The sequence below is a fragment of the Mesorhizobium sp. BR-1-1-10 genome, from assembly GCF_020165595.1.
In the GTDB taxonomy this organism is placed as follows: domain Bacteria; phylum Pseudomonadota; class Alphaproteobacteria; order Rhizobiales; family Rhizobiaceae; genus Mesorhizobium; species Mesorhizobium australicum.
In genome coordinates this window covers 503341-520815 of sequence record NZ_JAIUIL010000001.1, presented here as the reverse complement: position 1 = coordinate 520815, position 17475 = coordinate 503341, and the positions used below count along the sequence as shown (strand labels likewise).

Below are 17475 nucleotides of genomic sequence, written 5' to 3'. Positions count from 1 at the left end.
AAGCGGTCCGCTTCGTTCGCCGCGTCGACCAACTCGGCCTTCGATCGCTCCCTCGAGCATCCGCCAACGGCGATGATTTGCTTCGACCTTGTGCCCAGCGATGCCCGGCAGAAATCACGAGCGCGCGCCGGCAGCGCGATTGCCGAGGAACATTGATGACGAAGACACGGCACAGACCAGCCGCAAAAAAGAAGCCAGGCAGGGCCACCCTTGCGCAAGTCCCGCGATCGTCACGCGAACAGGAAAAGGCGCAACAGGCCCCTAAGGCGAAACGGGAGCGGGAACGGCGTGTGCTCACGCAGGGCCATCCGGCCATCGTACGCAGCATCGCCGACGCCATCACCACTAAGGACATCAACCTCTATTACGTCGTCGCCCCGGATGCGCAGATACCGCTGAGTGATGAGCACGGGTTCGGGCTCTATTTTCATGATTGTCGTTTCCTCGGCGGCTATGAAATGTCGCTTGCAGGAGTGGCCCCCATCGTGTTGGCCTCGACCGCGGAGAAGGGCCACATCGCGCTTTTTCAACTCACCAATCCGGACTTGCACGTGGGGCAGGGGACTTTGATCCCCAAGGAAGAGTTGGGCCTCCGCTGGGAACGGGTTCTGGATGCCGATCAAACGCGCGTGCGCGAGACCATCTCATTCCAGAACTTTGGCCATAAGGCGCACCACTTCTCTCTTACCCTGGGCTTCCGCGCCGGTTTCGAAGACATATTCAACGTGCGCGGGTTGGTGCGCGAGACGCGCGGCAAACCCGAGCCGCCGCGCTGGAGCGGCGGCAAACTCCATTTCGTATATCATGGCGCCGACGGCTTTCGGAGAACGACGGCAATCGCCTTCTCTCCGCCACCTCACGCCAGCCATGACACCACCGCCGAGTTCAGGATCAGGATCTCCCCAGGGGACACCAAGACCTTTTCGGTTGGAATCGAGCTGACCGAAACCTGCGCGAAGCCCGGACACAATGATCCCGAGGAGCAGCCGAATGGAGCTCGGCAGGTGGGCCTTGCAAACCCGCGAAATGGGTCCGAGCAGCGCCTGGAGCAGCATACAAACTTCATCAGCGACAGCTTGCTTTTGAACAACATCGTTGATCGCTCGCTGCGCGACCTTGGAATTTTGCGGTCGCGGCTGGGGCGCGAGGAGTATTTTGCCGCCGGGGTGCCTTGGTTCGTGGCTTTGTTCGGCCGTGACAGCCTGATCGTAGCTCTCGAAATGCTCGCCTTTCAGCCGCACATCGCCGCCCAGACATTGCGCCTCCTTGCCAGCTACCAAGGGCAGTGCGTGGACCGGTGGCGTGACGAACAACCCGGCAAGATCCTTCATGAACTCCGCGTCGGAGAATTGGCCAGGGCGGGTGACATTCCCCATGCCCGCTTCTACGGCAGCGTGGATGCGACCCCGCTGTTTCTTCTGCTGTTGGGCCGATATGTGGCGTGGACAGCAGACCTTGCACTGTTCCGGGAGCTACGAGACACCGTCGATCGCGCATTGGCTTGGATTGCCGAAGCGTCGGACATGAACGGCTACGTGGCGTATCGAAGCGCTTCGCGAAAGGGCTTGGTCAATCAGGGCTGGAAAGATTCCGGGGATGCTATCGTGCGTGCGAACGGCAGTATCGCGCAGCCGCCGATAGCCTTGGTCGAGGTGCAGGGCTACGTTTTTGCCGCCAAACGCGCAATGGCCGATCTCTTCGAACGCGAGGGAGAGATCGACCGGGCCAAGCAGCTTCGAAGCGAAGCCAAGATGTTGAGGAGCAGGTTCAATCACGACTTCTGGAGCGAGGATCTTGGCCTGTTCGTGCTCGCGCTCGAGAAAGGAGGGCGTCAAGTTTCGGTTGTGTCCTCCAATCCCGGACAGGCGCTGTGGACCGGCATCGCAGACGAGGACAAGGCCCAAAGGTCGCTCGCACGACTGATGCAGGACGATATGTTCGGGGGCTGGGGCGTGCGTACCCTCTCGACCACAGAGCGGCGCTACAATCCAGTTGGTTATCACCTCGGAACCGTTTGGCCGCACGACAATGCCTTGCTGGCGGCGGGATGCCGGCAGTATGGCGAGGATACGGCAGCGTTGCGGGTCTTTACGGCCATTGCAGAGGCGGCGATGCATTTTCGGCATCAAAGGCTTCCCGAAGCAATTGCAGGGTTTGGACGGGAGGATTTTCAGGTACCGGTTCACTATCCGGTCGCCTGCCATCCGCAGGCCTGGGCGGCGGGAGCCGTACCATTTCTCCTGACCACCTGCCTTGGGCTGCAGCCGGAGGCATTGGCCCGTACTTTGCGGATCATACGACCGCGCCTTCCCACTTTTGTGAGCCGCATCGAGCTGCATGGCTTGCGCGTCGGTGGAGAGAGCGTCGATCTGCAATTCACGAAGACCGCCGATGCCGTTACGGCGAAGGTCCTGCGGGTCAGCGGCGATCTCGCCGTCCACATCGAGGGATAAGCTACAATCCGGTCGGCTCAAGCAAGGACACAGCTCTCAATGTGCTTTGTTCTGGCTCGAAACTGGTCCGGACTCGGTAGTGCTCCTGCCTTGTCGGCCTCCGAGCGAAACCGCTGGAGGTGAATTGATCCTCTTGTCCAGGATGCAACAGCCTCTAGCTTCCGATCATGACCACCCGTACCGTACTGATCTCCGGTGGCGGAATTGCTGGGCCAGCGCTGGCCTTTTGGCTCAATGCAGCCGGATTCCAGCCAACCTTGATCGAGCGAGCGCCAACTTTGCGCACCGGCGGATATGTTATCGATTTCTGGGGCCTCGGATACAGCATCGCCGAACGCATGGGGCTTGGCGCGGATATAGAGCGCGTTGGCTACCATGTGCGCGAGGTGCGCATCGTCAATGACCACGGCAGCCGGATTACGGGTTTTGGCACCAGAGTCTTCAGCGAGGTGACTGATGGCCGTTATGTGACCCTCGGGCGCAGTGACCTGTCGCGATTGTTGTTCGAAAAGATCAGCCACACGACCGAAATTACTTTTGACGAGGAGATCCTCGCGCTTCAGGAACTGCCAAATGGTGTGGGCGCTCGGCTCGAACGGGGGGGCGAGCGCCAGTTCGATCTGGTGATCGGCGCCGACGGATTGCACTCGGCCGTTCGCCGGCTTGCCTTCGGCCCCGAACACGAGTTCGAGAAAAAACTCGGCTATACGGTCGCCGCCTTCGAGACGCAGGATTATCGTCCCCGTGACGAGGACGTGTATGTGATGTACGGCCGACCCGGGCAATTGGTCGGACGCTTTACGCTTCGCGACAACCGCAGCCTGTTTCTGTTCGTCTTTACCTCCCAGGATGACCCCGCTCCCCTCGGGCTTCACGCACAGAAGGCCATGCTTCGACAACGTTATCGCGATGCAAAATGGGAATGTCCTCGCATTCTGGAGGAGCTTGATAAAACCACCGAACTGTACTTCGACAGCGTCAGCCAGATCAGGATCAACAGGTGGACGAACGGCCGCGTTGCCCTGACCGGCGACGCCGCGTTTTGCGTGTCTCTTTTGGCGGGGCAAGGGTCTGCCTTGGCCATGATTTCCGCCTACGTGCTGGCGGGCGAGCTGTTGAGGGCTGAGGGACGTCATGAGGAAGCCTTCCCCAAATACGAAGCATACCTGCGCGACTATATCGGGATAAAACAGCAGGGCGCCGAGCGGTTTGCTACAGCCCTTGCTCCCAAGACGCAGATGGGCCTGTGGTTCAGGAATCTGGTGATAAGAACATTTGCAATCCCCGGCCTGGCGCGTTTGGCGGTCAGCAGGGAAATTGCCGATTTGCTCGAACTGCCCGACTATCCGTGGCCGGCCGCTGTGGATTGACGGGAGCCTGACGTGCGCATCGGCACGTTCAAGCTGCCCGAACAAACCGCTTCAGCTCCCTTCAAAACGCGAGCAAGGAAAGTGCCCGCCGCGGCACATTCCCGAACAGGCTTTCAGGATGGAATAGTTTCCCGACATGCTCAGTAGATGGGGTGCGAGTAAGTTTCGGTGCGCCTCGAGGGCCATCGGCGGCCGCAAGGAGTGGTAGCGCGGGCTAAGTCTTGGGTAGCTCAGCGCTTCGCGTTTTGGGAGGAGCGCGCTCCTATCAGGCCCAGCGGCTGTTCCCTGGCCGCTGGGCCGGTCCGCATGTTGTGAACAGATGGGCAGTGTTGATCATGGATACGGTGCTTGGAGGCAGAAGATATTACCCGTCTATTTGCCCGGTCTGCGCGGGAACGGCACTCGAAGCCGATCTCCTTCCGCAATTGTGCGAATTCCAGTGCGGCTTTTGCGGGGCCTACGAAATCACCGGCACCGCACGCTCTGTAATGAAAGGTATCTCCCAGGAGTACAGGCAGCTGTGGCTTTCTCAGGCCCGAGACCGGGCTGTGGGTTCGCGGCACATCCCTCTGGTGGCTTGCATCAACGAAGAACCGGAGACGGTAGAGCCAGATTCCGCTCCTCGAAACAAAGAGCAACAGCGCGCCAGAGGCAGTCAGGCCAGCCCCCGCGATCAAGTAGTACCAGGACCCGCCGAGCGCGACGAGCCAGATGCCACCGGCTCCAAGCATCGCCCCGATCAACACAATGGCAGCGCCTAGAATTCTGCAATAGTTGATCCAGCCGCGACCCTTACCGCGCTTCGATGTCCGCATTCGAGTCCTCCTGGGGCTGTCGCGAGGCAGGGCCAGCACTGGGCCCGATCACACATTGTTTCATCTCGCTACAGAACAGAACTGCGCGGCGGCGCCATTGTTCCCCGGTTTTCCGCGAACCCCGAACGCCGTTGCGCGGGCCAGAGGCATCTTCGTTGACCATCCCAGTCGCGCCCACCGCGTGAAGGACCATCGCCGAGGGAGACGTCGCGGCCGCGTCCTCTCGGTCCAACGAGGTTTCCGTCCAAGTCCGAACTTGCCAACACCTAAACCAGTTTCACGAAGCTCTGCCCGGCTTGCCGGGTTCTGCCAACGCCGAGACATCCTTGCTGGCAGGGGTGCGCTCGACGTGTAGCCGCAAGAAAAAAACGCGGATGATAGCAGCCAAAGGTGTGGCAAGCGCCAAACCGTAGACGCCAAACAGTACCCCAAGCACAATCTGTCCGGAAAAGAGCATAGCTGGAGGCACCGAAACCGCTCGCCTTTGGACCATCGGCGTCAAGACGTAGCTCTCCAGCGTCTGTACGGAGACATATATCGCGGCCGCTCCGATCACCGCCCAAATGCCGAAGGGCAAGCTCGCGACGATGATTATGATACCTGCGAGCAGCGGGCCCAAGGTTGGCACAAAGGCAAGCAGGCCCGCTTGCAGGCCCAGAAGGGCAGCCGGACCGACCCCAATGAGCATTAATCCAAGCCACACTAACAGCCCAATTAGAGCCATCGTTACCAGCTGGCCCAGAATCCAGTGCCGAAGGGCTTGCCCCGATTCTTCCAACACCAAACCCCAGCAGTCTTGTCGGTCCGGCGGGGCAAGCAGGAGAATGGCGTCTCGGTAGACCAGAGGCTGTGCGGCCAAAAACAGCCCGAGGAACGCGATGATCATACCGTCGCCCAGCCCGGCCACCAAAGTCGCTATGGCGGTCCAGGCCGGCCCAAAGAGCCCTCCCACGTCTGGCAGCATGGACTTCAAGGTTGGCGTTGCATCGCGCATCTGGGTCAGATCCCCGGCGCTGTCGGCTGGAAATTTCAGGCCGTGCTGCTTCAGCCAGGCCAAGCCGTTGTTGATCTGCTCGCGCACGGTGGCCGCCAGTTCGCTGCCTTGTGCCCCAATCGCGGTTCCGCCCCACGCAATGCAGGCAGAGACAACAACAAGGATTACAGTACAGACATTCATCAACCGCACGCTGCGAGGCCACTGCACCAGTTTCCCGAGCAAGAAGGTGAGGGCATCGAGAAACGCCGCGAACACGATGCCAGCAAAAAGAAGCAGCAAAGCTTCACTCACGCGCCAAACGAGAAAAAGGGCTGCCCCGGCAAAGGCAGCGCAAAATACCGCATAACGGATGAGTGCTTTCGGGTTTTCGCCACCTGCCACCTGTGCACCATTCTTTCGCTCAGCCGCCGGGGCGGCCCGCTTCGACATTGTGCCAATCGGTGGAGCGCCAGGAGCTGCTTGTCGGTCGACACCTGCCGACGTCCACGGGACTGCCGGGCGAACCCAGCGAAATCGATCAGGTGCGGCCGGGCCTTACGGGCTGTGGAACGATGCGCTTCATGAATGGTTCCCTCGCATCAGCGAGCCCGGAGGGTGCAATGCCGCAGTCTTGGTCCACGTCAGCGAAGCTGCGATCCTGGGTGCTTGTCGTGGGTCGAGCCGCGACCGCATTCCGCACCCACAAGCTCTCTATCATTGCATCGGGTGTGGCGTTCCGCGCCACCCTCGCGGTCTTTCCCGGCGTCGCCGTGCTGGTCTGGGTCAGCACCCGGTTCATACGCCCGGACGAGTTACGCGCAGCAGTGCATGCTGTCGCCTCTATGATGCCACAGAGTACACACGACATCATTCGTACCGCCATGAACAGCCAACTCGCGCACGATCCCGGCGCAGGTTCTTCTTCGGGCTTCCTAGGGCCGTTTTTCGCGCTCGCTCTGGCCGCCTGGAGTGCCAGCAGCGGTTTCAAGGCGATCTTGGTCGCCCTCAACACAATCTTTGATCGCACGGAAAGCCGACATTTCCTGCGCCTGACAGTGATCGCGTTTTCATTTGCCGGCGGCGCTCTCTTTCTGTCGCTCATCGGCATCGCTTTGATCCTGGCAGGCCCTTTCGTGCTTTCGCTTGGCGGAACCGCGCAACGTTGGCCTGTGCTCTTGACCTACCTCAGATGGCCCATCTTGGTGACGCTCTGCATCGCTGGCGTCGGAACCCTCTACCGCTATGCTCCAAATCGTGAGGGCGAGCGGGCGCCACTGGTGACCTACGGTTCATTCACAGCAGCGTTGGCCCTGACCGGCTGTTCCGCGGCGTTCTCACGCGTGCTCGCTCACGTCGCCAGCCTCTCGGTTACATATGGATCGCTGAGCACCCTGATTGCCTTTATGATCTGGCTCTGGCTATCAGCCACGCTGGTGCTGGTCGGCGCAGAACTGGACGCGGCGCTCAAAACCGGCAACGGAGACAAGTCGAAGGACCGCGACGACAGTAGAGCACGGGAAATCGGGCGGCAGGCCGTCCCAGGCCACCGCGACCGCCTGTTCCGCGCAACGATGCATGTCGGGCGCCGGGTGATGGATTGGAGGCGCGTTGCTTCCGGGGCGCTTCTGTAACCCAGACGGGAAGACGAAGTCGTCGGTCCGTTCCTCGCTACAGGCGCCAGCCACAGCCCCTTGGCGCCGCTTCGTAGCTGCATTCCGGCAGCGAGGACCGCTCCTCATCGGAGCGGTCCTTTGGCAACTACTGCACGGTCATGCGCTGGTTGTCGCGATTGTCGGCCCAGGTGCTTTTGTCGTAAGCGGGCTGGGCTTTCAGCTGATCCTTGGTGAAGTTCGTGTACAGATATTTGTTGCCATTCTGATCCTTCATGAATGAAAGCTTGTCCATGCCTACGGCCACTTCCTTCTCGCCCATGCCGAGGAAGCCGCCCACGTCGACGATGACCGCGTCGACCTTGCCGTCCTTGGTCAGGACCACGTCGCCGATCTCGCCAACGTTAGCGTCGTTGGCACCGTAGACAGTTGTCCCGACTAGCTCCTGGGTGCGGATCTTGCCGGGATCGATGGGAGTCAGCGATGCCTTGTCTGTCGCGCCAATCGCGGCCGTGGTGGCCGGCGCGGTGGTCGTCTCCGTAGGCGCTGCCGCCATGCTTGTGTCGTTGTTACTATCCTGCTTCACCGCCGCACTGTTTTCGGACGTCGTATCATAGGATTTGCGGTCGAAATTCGCTTTTGCCTTCAGATCGTCCGACGTGGCATTGATGACGAGCCAGCGGTTGCCATCCTTCTCCGCCCATTTCACTGTGTTGTACGGTATAGCCACGTCCTTTTCCCCCATTCCTAGAAAGCCTCCGACGCCGACGATAACAGAGTCCACTGCGCCGTTGTCGCCTATCAAAAGGTCATCTACCGACCCGACATTGTCAGCATTGTCGCCGGTACCGTTGTAAACCTTCTTGCCGATGATATTGGATGCCAAGTGGCCCGACACGGTTTGGGCTTGCTGGGTTGTGGCTGTCTGGGCCGCATAAGCCAGGTTCGAAGCTGAAACAAATGCAGCCAATGCGGTCGTGGCTAGAATAGTGCGTACCATGAGGATTCTCCTGTTGACGATCAAGTTCGTTCTGGCCCTCGGGGGCAGCGAACGGACTATTGGGACAACGAGACGCATCCGGACAGGTTCCGAATGAAGTGGGCAGGCATCCTCTAGTTGCTTTTCCACTCAAACGCTCGACAGCGAGACAAGTTTGGTCGGCTTTGCTCCAGCGATTGATCCTGTTCCCACCGCAGAGGAAGGTGTACGCGAATCGCCGGGCCTCTCCTGGTCCCTGGCAACATTGTGCAGCCCCTTGGCACACGGTTGATGACGTCCATCTCAAGTGAACCGGCCCGGAGTCTGGTAGACCTCCTGAAGCGTCGTAGTGGATATGTCGCCTTGGCAGCGGAGTCCTTGCTGCGGCGGTCTGCCGGGCACGCGTGATCTGCTGCTTGTCTAGCAGCTCCGGGCGATGCGAACCGGGAATCTCTCCTGGAGCGCAAACGTCGGAACAAAACAACCGAGGACTTGTTTTTCATGACGTTCACTTGGCCGCGAAAGCACTCCGCTGCTGCGAGCCTGTTCACCAACGCCGCCCACGACGCGGACTCCGCCGATTCAATTCGCGACGGCGCCGGCCAGATGAAGAAGTGGTGGCGAAAAAAGTGAAGCCGACGAGGCTGATGCATGCAAGAGCAGGAGCATCGATCGCGACCGCCGCGATTGAGAAGAACATACGCAGGAGCTCGAGATGCTTAGTAGCGCGTCCGCGCTTGCAAAGGTGGGATCCTGTGAGCCGTCGTGGAGGAACAAGCCCTAATCTGGTTCCAGACGCGAAGTGCGGTACGCAGGAAACCTGACATGACAGTGGTAATTGGACTGTTTGACAATCATGAGGATGCAAACCAGGCCGTAGGTGAGTTGGGCGAGGCGGGAGTTGCGCTTTCCGACATCAGCATTGTGGCAGGTGGTGCTAATGGCTGGTATGCCGACCATCGCTCGCAGGCCGCGGAAGATGCTGCGGCCGGTGCGGCTATCGGCGGATTAGTCGGTGGCGCGGCGGGACTTCTGGCAGGATTCGGCATAATGGCGATTCCGGGACTCGGTCCTGTGGTAGCCGCTGGATGGTTGGCCGCCACAGCTGCGGGCGCCATAGGCGGCGGCGCCGCAGCTGGAGTAACCGGCGGAATCATCGGAGCCATGACAAGCTCCGGCGTTCCCGAAAGCGACGCCGGCCTTTATGCGGAAGGCATTCGCCAAGGCGGCACACTTGTGGTGGCGAAGGTCCGGAATCAACTGGTTCCCAACGCCAAACAGATCCTTCGGGCCAGATCAGTCGATCTGGTGGAACGGCGTAGCCAATATCAGACGGCAGGGTGGACCGGGTTCGATCCCTATGCCGGTTAGAAACAATCCCGTTGCCCATTCTTTTCACCTGCCGGGGACAGCGAAAGCGGCCGTCGGTTCGTCATTGCATCCGTCCACGCGGTGTCGGTCTGGCGCATCTCGCGACATCCCCAGGCGAACTGATGAGCAGTTTCAAACGAGCGCTGGCGCTTGGTGCAGGCACGGTGCTGGTGCTCGGCTTGTTGGGCGGATACGTCAAAAACCGGCTGTGGCTGGCCGAAAGTACGATCTGCCTCATCCTGGGTGCGGTTTTAGGGCCGATGGGGCTTGGCTGGGCAGATCTTGCCTCGCTGCCACTCGACCCGTTTGCGCTCCTCAAGGAAGCGGCACGTCTCACTTTGGGGATCTCTGTCATGGCGGCCGCCCTGCGGCTGCCGCCGGGATTTGTAGCCCGGCGTGCGGCCGGCCTCGCGCTTCTTTTCGTCACGCTGCCAGCTCTCCTGGTTGCCCAGGCTCCAGTCGAGGCTCTTTCGGAATGGCTGACGCAGGTTCTGCTCTGGCAAACTATAGGTAGCATTTCGATTGGGCTCGTATTGGGGTGGCTGGCGGGTCACCTGCTAACGTGGGCTCGGCGCCAGCCCTTTTGCCAGCACCATTCCATAGCAACCATTGCCCTGGCATCGTCGCTGACTGTCCTTGCCTTCGTTCGCCTGATCGGGAGTGACGGCATTCTTGCAGTTTTTGCCTCGGGCCTTGTCATCAATTCCTTTGTTTCTAAAGAGGAGGCCCGCCAGGAAAACGTCCAGGCGGCGGTTAGCCGCTTCTTCGATCTCCCAGTCTTCATCCTGGTTGGGACTATGCTCCCTTGGGCAGCTTGGCACGAGCTTGGCTGGAGGGCGATTGGATTCGCGGTAGCTGTGCTCATTGTGAGGCGGGTGCCGTGGTGGGTTGCATTGTATCGGGCGGTGCCTGAAATCAGAACAATGTCGGAGGCTGTTTTCCTTGGCTGGTTCGGTCCAATCGGGATCTCCACCATTTACGATCTTCTGCTGATCCGTGAAAAGACAGGCCTGCACGAGGTATGGGAAATCGGCACCATCGCGGTGTCTTTATCTGTCGTGGCGCACGGCATGTCCGCGACGCCCTTTACGCAGCTGATAGGGAGGGCAAGAACAACCTCGGGACAAGCCCAACAGGGATCTTAGTCTAGGCCGGCCGACACGGTCCAGCTTTGCAAATCTGCTAACCGGCGTGTTGGCACACACCAGGCAGGTTCAAAGCCGCCATTGCGTGCGAGCCATCCGCCTTCCGTTATTCGTCACCGTTGGGCTGGCGCAGCTAGGCCAAGTCATAGATTCCTACATGTAAGTAGTTGTTCTTGAGAAATACGAAAATTGCAACAAGAATTCTTGATGGGCAAACCCGATTGGAACAAAACCACCATACAGCGGTTTGCAATCTATCAAGCAATGGAGGCTTCGATGAAAAAATCCTCGATTATGCGAAGCATGCTAGCAGTTCTACTTGCCTTCGGAACCGTCGTTCCGGCCAGTGCTGTGCCGGCGTTTGTTCCAAAGGTCCAGTCCGCTTCCACGGAGGTGGTCCCTGTTCGGTACGATCGAAATCGCCTGATGTTTAGAAGAAATCACGGGTACTGGCGTGGTCATCGGGGCTACAGACACTACCGTCCCGGATATCGCCGGCATAACGGCTGGTGGTTTCCTCCGGCAGCATTTGCGTTGGGCGCCATCATTGGCGGCGCCATGAGTCAGCCGCACGTGGTCGGCAATCGACACCTCCGCTGGTGCTATGATCACTATCGCTCATACAGGGCATCCGACAACACATTCCAGCCGTATCACGGACCGCGTCGGCAATGCCGATCGCCCTACGATTAAGCCGTCCATCCGCAGCATCTCACGAGAGACCTGATGGCCTCGCTTCAGCAGACTGACGCGAGGCCGACGACTTCGTCCGATGGGTCGTCGTAGAAGCGTGCGGTCGTCTCCAAGCAGTGCGGATGCGCTCCGAGCGTTCACTGCAGCAAGGTTGTTTTCCCTCTGCCCGCCGCGTGCTGAGACGTGCCCTGTAGCGGGCTGCAAAGCCACCAGGCGGCATGTCCATGGCTCTGATGACACATAGTCGATGTCCGGCTCAGACCATATGGCGGCAAGCGGCCGAAAAAATTTGCGACAGCCTGGAATAGTTTCGGTGCGAGCCGAGTAAACGGGATGTTTCGGGCGGCCATCCAAACGCTGTCCCGCAACTCCATGCCCGATCTGGGAGTACCGATCTCATAATGATGGTTCCGATGCTTACCGCCAACAGAAGCGCTCGTTGGCGAGCACGCCCCCGGATGGCGTCGAACAATGCAGCCGCGCAATCGGCCAGAAGTGGGAGCATGAGCATAGGTCATGCGCAAATTGCACGATTATGAAGAAGTAGGCCTGATCGGCTATCCGTCTGATGGCGCCTACGTCGCCGTGATGGGCAAGGGGGATTATCTGCTTGGAGGCGAGTTGTGCGGGCTCAACGGGGCGCGCTTGGCCGAACAAGCAGCTTCCCTGCCACGATACTATCCGCACGCGATGCGGCTCGTGTTGATAACAGTGCACGGAGACCGCCTTGTGGCGGTCAGGGACTATGGGGTCCCGCTAGGCGAAATTGATGCGTGATTGGCCGTGCCCAACAGGCATGAAGAGACGCGGACCCGACTCTGATGGGCCCTCGACGACGGTTCGAGCTAAGGTGCCGAATCGCGCCGTGCCGGCGTTAAGATCAGATCGCTATTTTGCAGCTGATCGCTTCGTGACCGGCATCGCTAGAGTTCTGCGCTGGAGATGCCATTGACCAGCAGAACGCTGATCGCGGCTACCATCGGCCTCATCTCAGGAGCCGCTATAGGTGTCAGTCACGACAACCTCTTCGCAGGCGCTGGAATCGGCACCGCTTTTGCCATCGCCTTTGCAATGGCAGTGCGTGATCGGAACGAATAGTTTGCAAGGAGGGATCCAGCGTGCTCGCTTGTGCGGCTGGAAAGAGTACCGCCCGCGCAGCCGCTTTGGCAGAACAGAGCGTCTGAAACAGCGCCGCGCACATGTTACCAGCCGGCCGGTCCGGGCAGGCGGCCTTGACGCCGTCAAGCCCCCCAGATCGCCCATAGGGCCACCGCCACCGCCACCGCCACCGCCACCGCGATCACCGCAAGGAGGGCGAGTGGAAGCCACCGATTCGGGTGGGTGGCGGACCGTCTGCCGGCATGCTCGCGTTCCATGGAACGACTGTCGGCCTTTTTGGCCGTCACCTCTGCGCGCAGCGGTGTGCCCGTTCCGCCCGGCTGCGGAAAGCCGCCCGCTTCTGCATCCGTTTCCATTGGGGCGGCGGCGGGATCGAAGCCAGGGGTCTTGTCGCCAAATGATCCGGTATCAACGGCAGCGGCAGTGTTCCACCCCGGCTTTTTGTTCCTTTCGTTGGTCGACCCTGTCATCCCATTTCCGTCCCAAATTCACCGCGGCCAGAACTGCTTATGCCGTGGCGAACTTTAGGCGTCGTGGAATGTTCCCTCGCAGCCGCGGCTTTCCCCGGCCCGACTGGACCGCCCACACGGAGGACGACGACTAAGCGATAGCTGATAGGTGCGACTTTGCTTGTCTTCCGCTGCTGCTTCATCTGATCCGGAGCGAATCGCGACAAACTGTAGCGCCTTGGTAAATCGAACGCGGAGTGATCAGGTCATCGGCTGGTCAATCAGCGTCAGCACAAACAGGATCAACAGCCAGAGCGCGCCCGCCACAACACTCAGCCTTACCAAGATTTCCATGCGGGCCAATTCCATGAATGCCAGAGCGATGATGACGGTCTTTGCCGCAGCGATCGCCATGTTGGTCAACATGTTGAAACCGGCCAAATCGAGATAGGACGAGGCGACAGTGAGCGCCAGCAGCGCGAGCAGACCAATGTAGGCGAGGATGAGCCGTGAGAGGGTCATGCCCGGCTCACCAGGTACAGAAGGGGAAACAGGATCACCCAAACGATGTCGATGAAGTGCCAGTAGAATCCGACCGCACGTACGCGGCGCAGGTGGTTTGATGGGTTCGCCCAATTCCAGCTGGCAGCGATCCCGAGCACCACCGCGATGCCGCTGAAGAGGTGCAAAGCATGTAACCCCGTCATGGCAAAGTACAGTTGGAAGAAGTGGCGCGCCGCCAGTTCGTGCGCTCCTTGCCAGTGGAAAGGCAGCCCGAGCACCGGAGCCACGTGTTCCTGCGCCTCCTCAAAATATTCATAACCTTTGATGGCGAGGAAGGCAGTACCAAGCACGGCTGTCGCCAGCAGTGACAAGACCGAAGTCTTTGGGCGCTCACCTTGCAACCCCCAATGCGCCAGCGCCATCGTCAGGCTTGAGGTAATCAGGATTGCCGTGTTGGCAGTGCCAAGTAGGACCGAAAGGTGCCTGGACGCTTCGCCGAACGTTTCGGAGCTGTGGATCCGCGCGGCCGTGTAGATCAGGATGAGTCCGCCGAAGAGCATGGCTTCGGAAATCAGAAATACCCACATCCCAAGGGCGTCGGCCGTGCGCTCGCGCTCGGCATCGCGAAACGCAATGCTTTCGGTCGCTGTCATGACTGCTGGTCCTTGAGCTCGTATTGATACGGCTTGCTGGTCACCTGCGGCATCTGTTCAAAATTGTGCGGTGGCGGCGGCGAACTCGTCTGCCACTCAAGGCCGGTGGCGCGCCATGGGTTAGCCGGAGCGAAGCGGCCGGCAAACAGCGACCACCCGAGATAGAAGAGCGGCATCAGATACCCGATGGCAAGGATCACAGCGCCGGCGGAAGACAGTTCATGCCAGAAGGCGAATTCTGGGGGATAGGCGTGATAACGGCGCGGCATCCCCAAAACCCCGAGCACGAACTGAGGAAAAAAGGTGAGATTGAAGCCTATGAATATCGTAGCGGCGGCCACCCGGGCCCACATCTCGGGATACATGCGTCCCGTCATCTTGGGCCACCAGAAATGGATACCCGCCATGAATGCGGTCACCATGCCGCCCACCATGATGTAGTGGAAGTGAGCTACCACGAAATAGGTGTCATGGAGGTCGACGTCGACCGCCAGCGAAGCCAGGAATAGCCCCGCGAGTCCGCCGAAGGTAAACAGCGCCAGAAAACCCAGCGCATAAATCATCGACGCTTCGAAGGTGATGGAACCTTTGCGCAGCGTGAGGCTCCAGTTGAACACCTTGATTGCGGAGGGAATGGCAACGCAAAACGACAGAAAAGAGAACACGACGCCTGCGTACGTTGATTGGCCGGAGACGAACATATGATGGCCCCACACCAGAAACCCGAACAGGGCGATGGCCATCGTGGCGAGCGCGACGGCGGTGTATCCAAAGAGCGGCTTTCGACAAAAGCACGGTATGATCTCGGACACCACACCCATGCCGGGCAGGATCATGATGTAGACGGCGGGATGGGAGTAGAACCAGAAAAGATGCTGAAACAGCAACGGATCTCCGCCTTGACCAGGGTCGAAGATCCCGATGCCAAACAGCCGATCAAACACGATCAGGATGAGCGTCAGCGCCAGCACCGGCGTTGACAGCACCATGACAAGGCTCGTCGCGTATATCGTCCAGACAAAGATCGGCAGCCTGAACCAGGTGAGCCCCGGTGCGCGCAGCTTGTGGACCGTAACGATAAAATTGATGCCGGTCATGATCGTCGAGAAGCCGACTACGAAGACGCCGAAAGCGGCCGCGCTCACGTGACTGTTCGAGTAAATAGACGAAAACGGAGTGTAGAAGGTCCATCCGGTGTCGACACCGCCGGCAACCACCGCAGACAGCGTAAACAGGCTGCCGAGGATGAACACGTACCAGCTCGCTAGGTTCAGTTTTGGGAAGGCCAGGTCGCGCGCACCAATCATCAGCGGCAGGAGGAAGTTGCCGAGCGTGGCTGGGATTGAGGGGACCAGGAAGAACCAGACCATCACGATCCCGTGGATCGTGAATAGACGGTTATACGTGTCGTCCGAGACAAGGTCGCCGGCGGGCGTCGCGAGCTCGATGCGCATCAGCGTGGCCATGGCCCCACCGAGAAAAAAGAAGCCGGTGAGCGAAATCAGGTAAAGCCAGGCGATGCGCTTGTGGTCCGTCGTTAGTAACCACGAAACAGGTGTCGTGCCTTCGCTGAGATAGCTCGGTGCGACCGGGGCGGCCGGAGCATTCATCGTGAACCCTCCTGTGTGGACAATGATTTTATGTACGCCACGACCTCTTGAAGCTCGCTCTCCTCGATCAAGCCGTCGAAACTGGGCATCACGGGATCGTAGCCGGCCGCTACCTGCTTGTTCGGCTGCAGAATGGAATCGCGGATATAGCGCTCGTCGGCCATGACGGTGGTGCTGTTGGAGAGCGCCACCGGGCGCCCGAAAACACCTCGCAGGTTAGGGGCCCGCACCGTGCCGCCACCATCGTGGCATCCCGAACATCCAAGTGAGCTGAAAAGGCGCTCGCCGGAGCCGGCAAGCGATTGGCCCCCACCTTCTTCCTTCAGCCAGGCCGCGAAGTCCTGAGGCTCCATCGCATAGACGGTGCCCAGCATTTGCGAGTGAGCTGTGCCGCAATATTCTGCGCAGAACAGCCGGTACTTGCCGGGCTTGGTGGCGGTGAACCAGACCCGCGTTGATCGGCCGGGAACCGCGTCCTGCTTTACGCGAAAAGCAGGAACGAAGAAGGAGTGGATGACATCCTGAGAGCCGAGCGTGACGAGGATGGGGCGACCAACTGGAATGTGCAATGCGTCGATTTCGCGCTGGCCGCCGGCATGCCGGAACTGCCACATCCACTGCTTGCCGAGCCCGGCTATCTCGATCGCATCCGCGGGCGGATGGTCGCGCTGCACGAAGAGATAGGCTCCCCAGCCGAAAAGCGCGAACGCTATGACGAGCGTGGCGGTCGTCCATCCGATCTCCAAAGGGGTGTTACGCGCCACGCGCCCGGAGCGGTCGGCGGATGAGCCCGCCCGGTATTTCACCGCGTATCCAATAACAAGCGCGGTCAAAAACAACCCAAGCCCGCCCGAAAAGGCCAAGAGCGTGTAGAACAACCAGTCGACCTGTGGCGCCAGGCTCGAGGCCTCGGGCGGGAGAAATTGAATGCCTCCGCTCACGGCGTCTTCTCCCTCCGGCGGTTCCCGCTTCCCCCGGGCTTGCGCGACAGGATGAAGATCAGCCCGCCTAGCAGTGCCAAGGTCACGCCACCTGAGGCCGACAGCACCCGGCCGATCAGCGGCGTGTATTGGCCACGCGACGCATCAAAGCCTGAACAAAGCAGCACGACCTGGTCTGAGTAGGTGCCGATGGAGCCGCTGGACGCCTCGACCAGTGCCAGCCGGAGATCGCGCGGCTTCAGCGTGGTCGAAGAGAGCAGGCGCGAGAGTCTGGCTTGCGGCGTGAGCACGGCGACCGAGACGGGATGGACAAACTGGTTTATACGCTCGCGGCTCTGGTAGGTGTAGCCCAGTCCATGCGCGAGGCTGCCGATCGAGGCGTCATCGCCGGTGAGAAAGCGCCACGCCGGCATGTCGGTGCGGTTCATGATCCTCGCCAGCGTCGCCTTGCCGGCTTTCGCATCAGCCGCCGTCTCGCCGGGGTCGATCGAGACGAAGACTGCCCGGTAAGCGTCCCCGTCGAGTCCGCTCTGCTCAAGGGCGTCCGCTACTATGTTCTGCGTGAGACCGCAGAGGTTTGGACATTTGTTGTAGCCAATCAACAGGACAGCAGCTTTGCCGCCGAGCACATCCTTGAAAGGCCTGCGCACACCCGATGCCTCCAAGAAGGCGAGGTTGGGATCAATCCCCGCGTTCGGAGGCGGCAAAAGCGCCGGACGACTGACAGTAGCCTTTGCCTGAACCGCCAACAGCAAGCCGGCGGTCAACAGCACCACAACCGCCAAAG

Annotated in this window: 16 protein-coding genes; 8 read left to right on the top strand and 8 right to left on the bottom strand. The window is 60.2% G+C overall.

Features of this window, described 5'->3' with window-relative positions; genetic code table 11:
* Window positions 1-155: 155 nt before the first annotated feature.
* Window positions 156-2453: a glycogen debranching N-terminal domain-containing protein gene (locus LB555_RS02355; RefSeq protein WP_140877152.1), complete on the top strand. Its 2298-nt coding sequence runs from the start codon at window positions 156-158 to the stop codon at window positions 2451-2453.
* A 167-nt stretch (window positions 2454-2620) separates the two neighbouring features.
* Complete coding sequence (locus tag LB555_RS02350; protein ID WP_140877154.1) at window positions 2621-3823, top strand: FAD-binding domain; 1203 nt, start codon at window positions 2621-2623, stop codon at window positions 3821-3823.
* Between the two features lie 1092 nt (window positions 3824-4915).
* Here the strand turns inward: LB555_RS02350 and LB555_RS02345 are convergent.
* Window positions 4916-6064: an AI-2E family transporter gene (locus LB555_RS02345; protein WP_224682213.1), complete on the bottom strand. Its 1149-nt coding sequence runs from the start codon at window positions 6062-6064 to the stop codon at window positions 4916-4918.
* Window positions 6065-6234: 170 nt separating this feature from the next.
* On the opposite strand from LB555_RS02345, the gene LB555_RS02340 reads away from it, so the two are divergent.
* Entirely contained in the window at window positions 6235-7245 is a 1011-nt protein-coding gene (locus tag LB555_RS02340; RefSeq protein ID WP_181174047.1) for a YihY/virulence factor BrkB family protein, read from the top strand.
* A 127-nt stretch (window positions 7246-7372) separates the two neighbouring features.
* Here LB555_RS02340 and LB555_RS02335 read toward each other — a convergent pair whose 3' ends face one another.
* Window positions 7373-8224, bottom strand: coding sequence for a PRC-barrel domain-containing protein (locus tag LB555_RS02335; RefSeq protein WP_140877160.1), 852 nt, complete (start codon window positions 8222-8224; stop codon window positions 7373-7375).
* 804 nt (window positions 8225-9028) lie between these two features.
* Between LB555_RS02335 and LB555_RS02330 the strand changes: the two genes are divergently transcribed.
* The 5 genes from LB555_RS02330 to LB555_RS02310 all read left to right on the top strand — a co-directional run bounded on the left by LB555_RS02330 (window position 9029) and on the right by LB555_RS02310 (window position 12510).
* Window positions 9029-9574: a hypothetical protein gene (locus LB555_RS02330; protein WP_140877162.1), complete on the top strand. Its 546-nt coding sequence runs from the start codon at window positions 9029-9031 to the stop codon at window positions 9572-9574.
* A 122-nt stretch (window positions 9575-9696) separates the two neighbouring features.
* On the top strand, window positions 9697-10719 hold the full coding sequence (locus tag LB555_RS02325) for a cation:proton antiporter (protein WP_224682212.1): 1023 nt from the start codon (window positions 9697-9699) through the stop codon (window positions 10717-10719).
* Window positions 10720-10995: 276 nt separating this feature from the next.
* Entirely contained in the window at window positions 10996-11412 is a 417-nt protein-coding gene (locus LB555_RS02320) for a BA14K family protein (protein WP_140715910.1), read from the top strand.
* 516 nt (window positions 11413-11928) lie between these two features.
* Entirely contained in the window at window positions 11929-12189 is a 261-nt protein-coding gene (locus LB555_RS02315) for a hypothetical protein (protein ID WP_140715670.1), read from the top strand.
* Window positions 12190-12360: 171 nt separating this feature from the next.
* On the top strand, window positions 12361-12510 hold the full coding sequence (locus tag LB555_RS02310; RefSeq protein WP_181172975.1) for a hypothetical protein: 150 nt from the start codon (window positions 12361-12363) through the stop codon (window positions 12508-12510).
* Between the two features lie 143 nt (window positions 12511-12653).
* Here LB555_RS02310 and LB555_RS02305 read toward each other — a convergent pair whose 3' ends face one another.
* From LB555_RS02305 to LB555_RS02280, 6 genes are all read right to left on the bottom strand, one after another.
* Window positions 12654-13001: a hypothetical protein gene (locus tag LB555_RS02305; protein WP_140877166.1), complete on the bottom strand. Its 348-nt coding sequence runs from the start codon at window positions 12999-13001 to the stop codon at window positions 12654-12656.
* A gap of 240 nt (window positions 13002-13241) precedes the next feature.
* Window positions 13242-13502, bottom strand: a complete 261-nt coding sequence (locus tag LB555_RS02300) for an oxidase (RefSeq protein ID WP_140715666.1) — start codon at window positions 13500-13502, stop codon at window positions 13242-13244.
* Entirely contained in the window at window positions 13499-14137 is a 639-nt protein-coding gene (locus LB555_RS02295) for a cytochrome c oxidase subunit 3 (protein WP_140877168.1), read from the bottom strand. Before LB555_RS02295 ends, LB555_RS02300 begins: the two co-directional genes overlap by 4 nt.
* On the bottom strand, window positions 14134-15747 hold the full coding sequence (ctaD, locus tag LB555_RS02290) for a cytochrome c oxidase subunit I (RefSeq protein WP_140877170.1): 1614 nt from the start codon (window positions 15745-15747) through the stop codon (window positions 14134-14136). Before ctaD ends, LB555_RS02295 begins: the two co-directional genes overlap by 4 nt.
* Window positions 15744-16688 (bottom strand): cytochrome c oxidase subunit II, encoded by a 945-nt coding sequence (gene coxB / locus LB555_RS02285; RefSeq protein ID WP_140877172.1) that lies wholly within the window; start codon window positions 16686-16688, stop codon window positions 15744-15746. Before coxB ends, ctaD begins: the two co-directional genes overlap by 4 nt.
* Window positions 16685-17461: an SCO family protein gene (locus LB555_RS02280; protein WP_140877174.1), complete on the bottom strand. Its 777-nt coding sequence runs from the start codon at window positions 17459-17461 to the stop codon at window positions 16685-16687. The genes coxB and LB555_RS02280 overlap by 4 nt, the downstream gene beginning before the upstream one ends.
* Window positions 17462-17475: the final 14 nt, after the last annotated feature.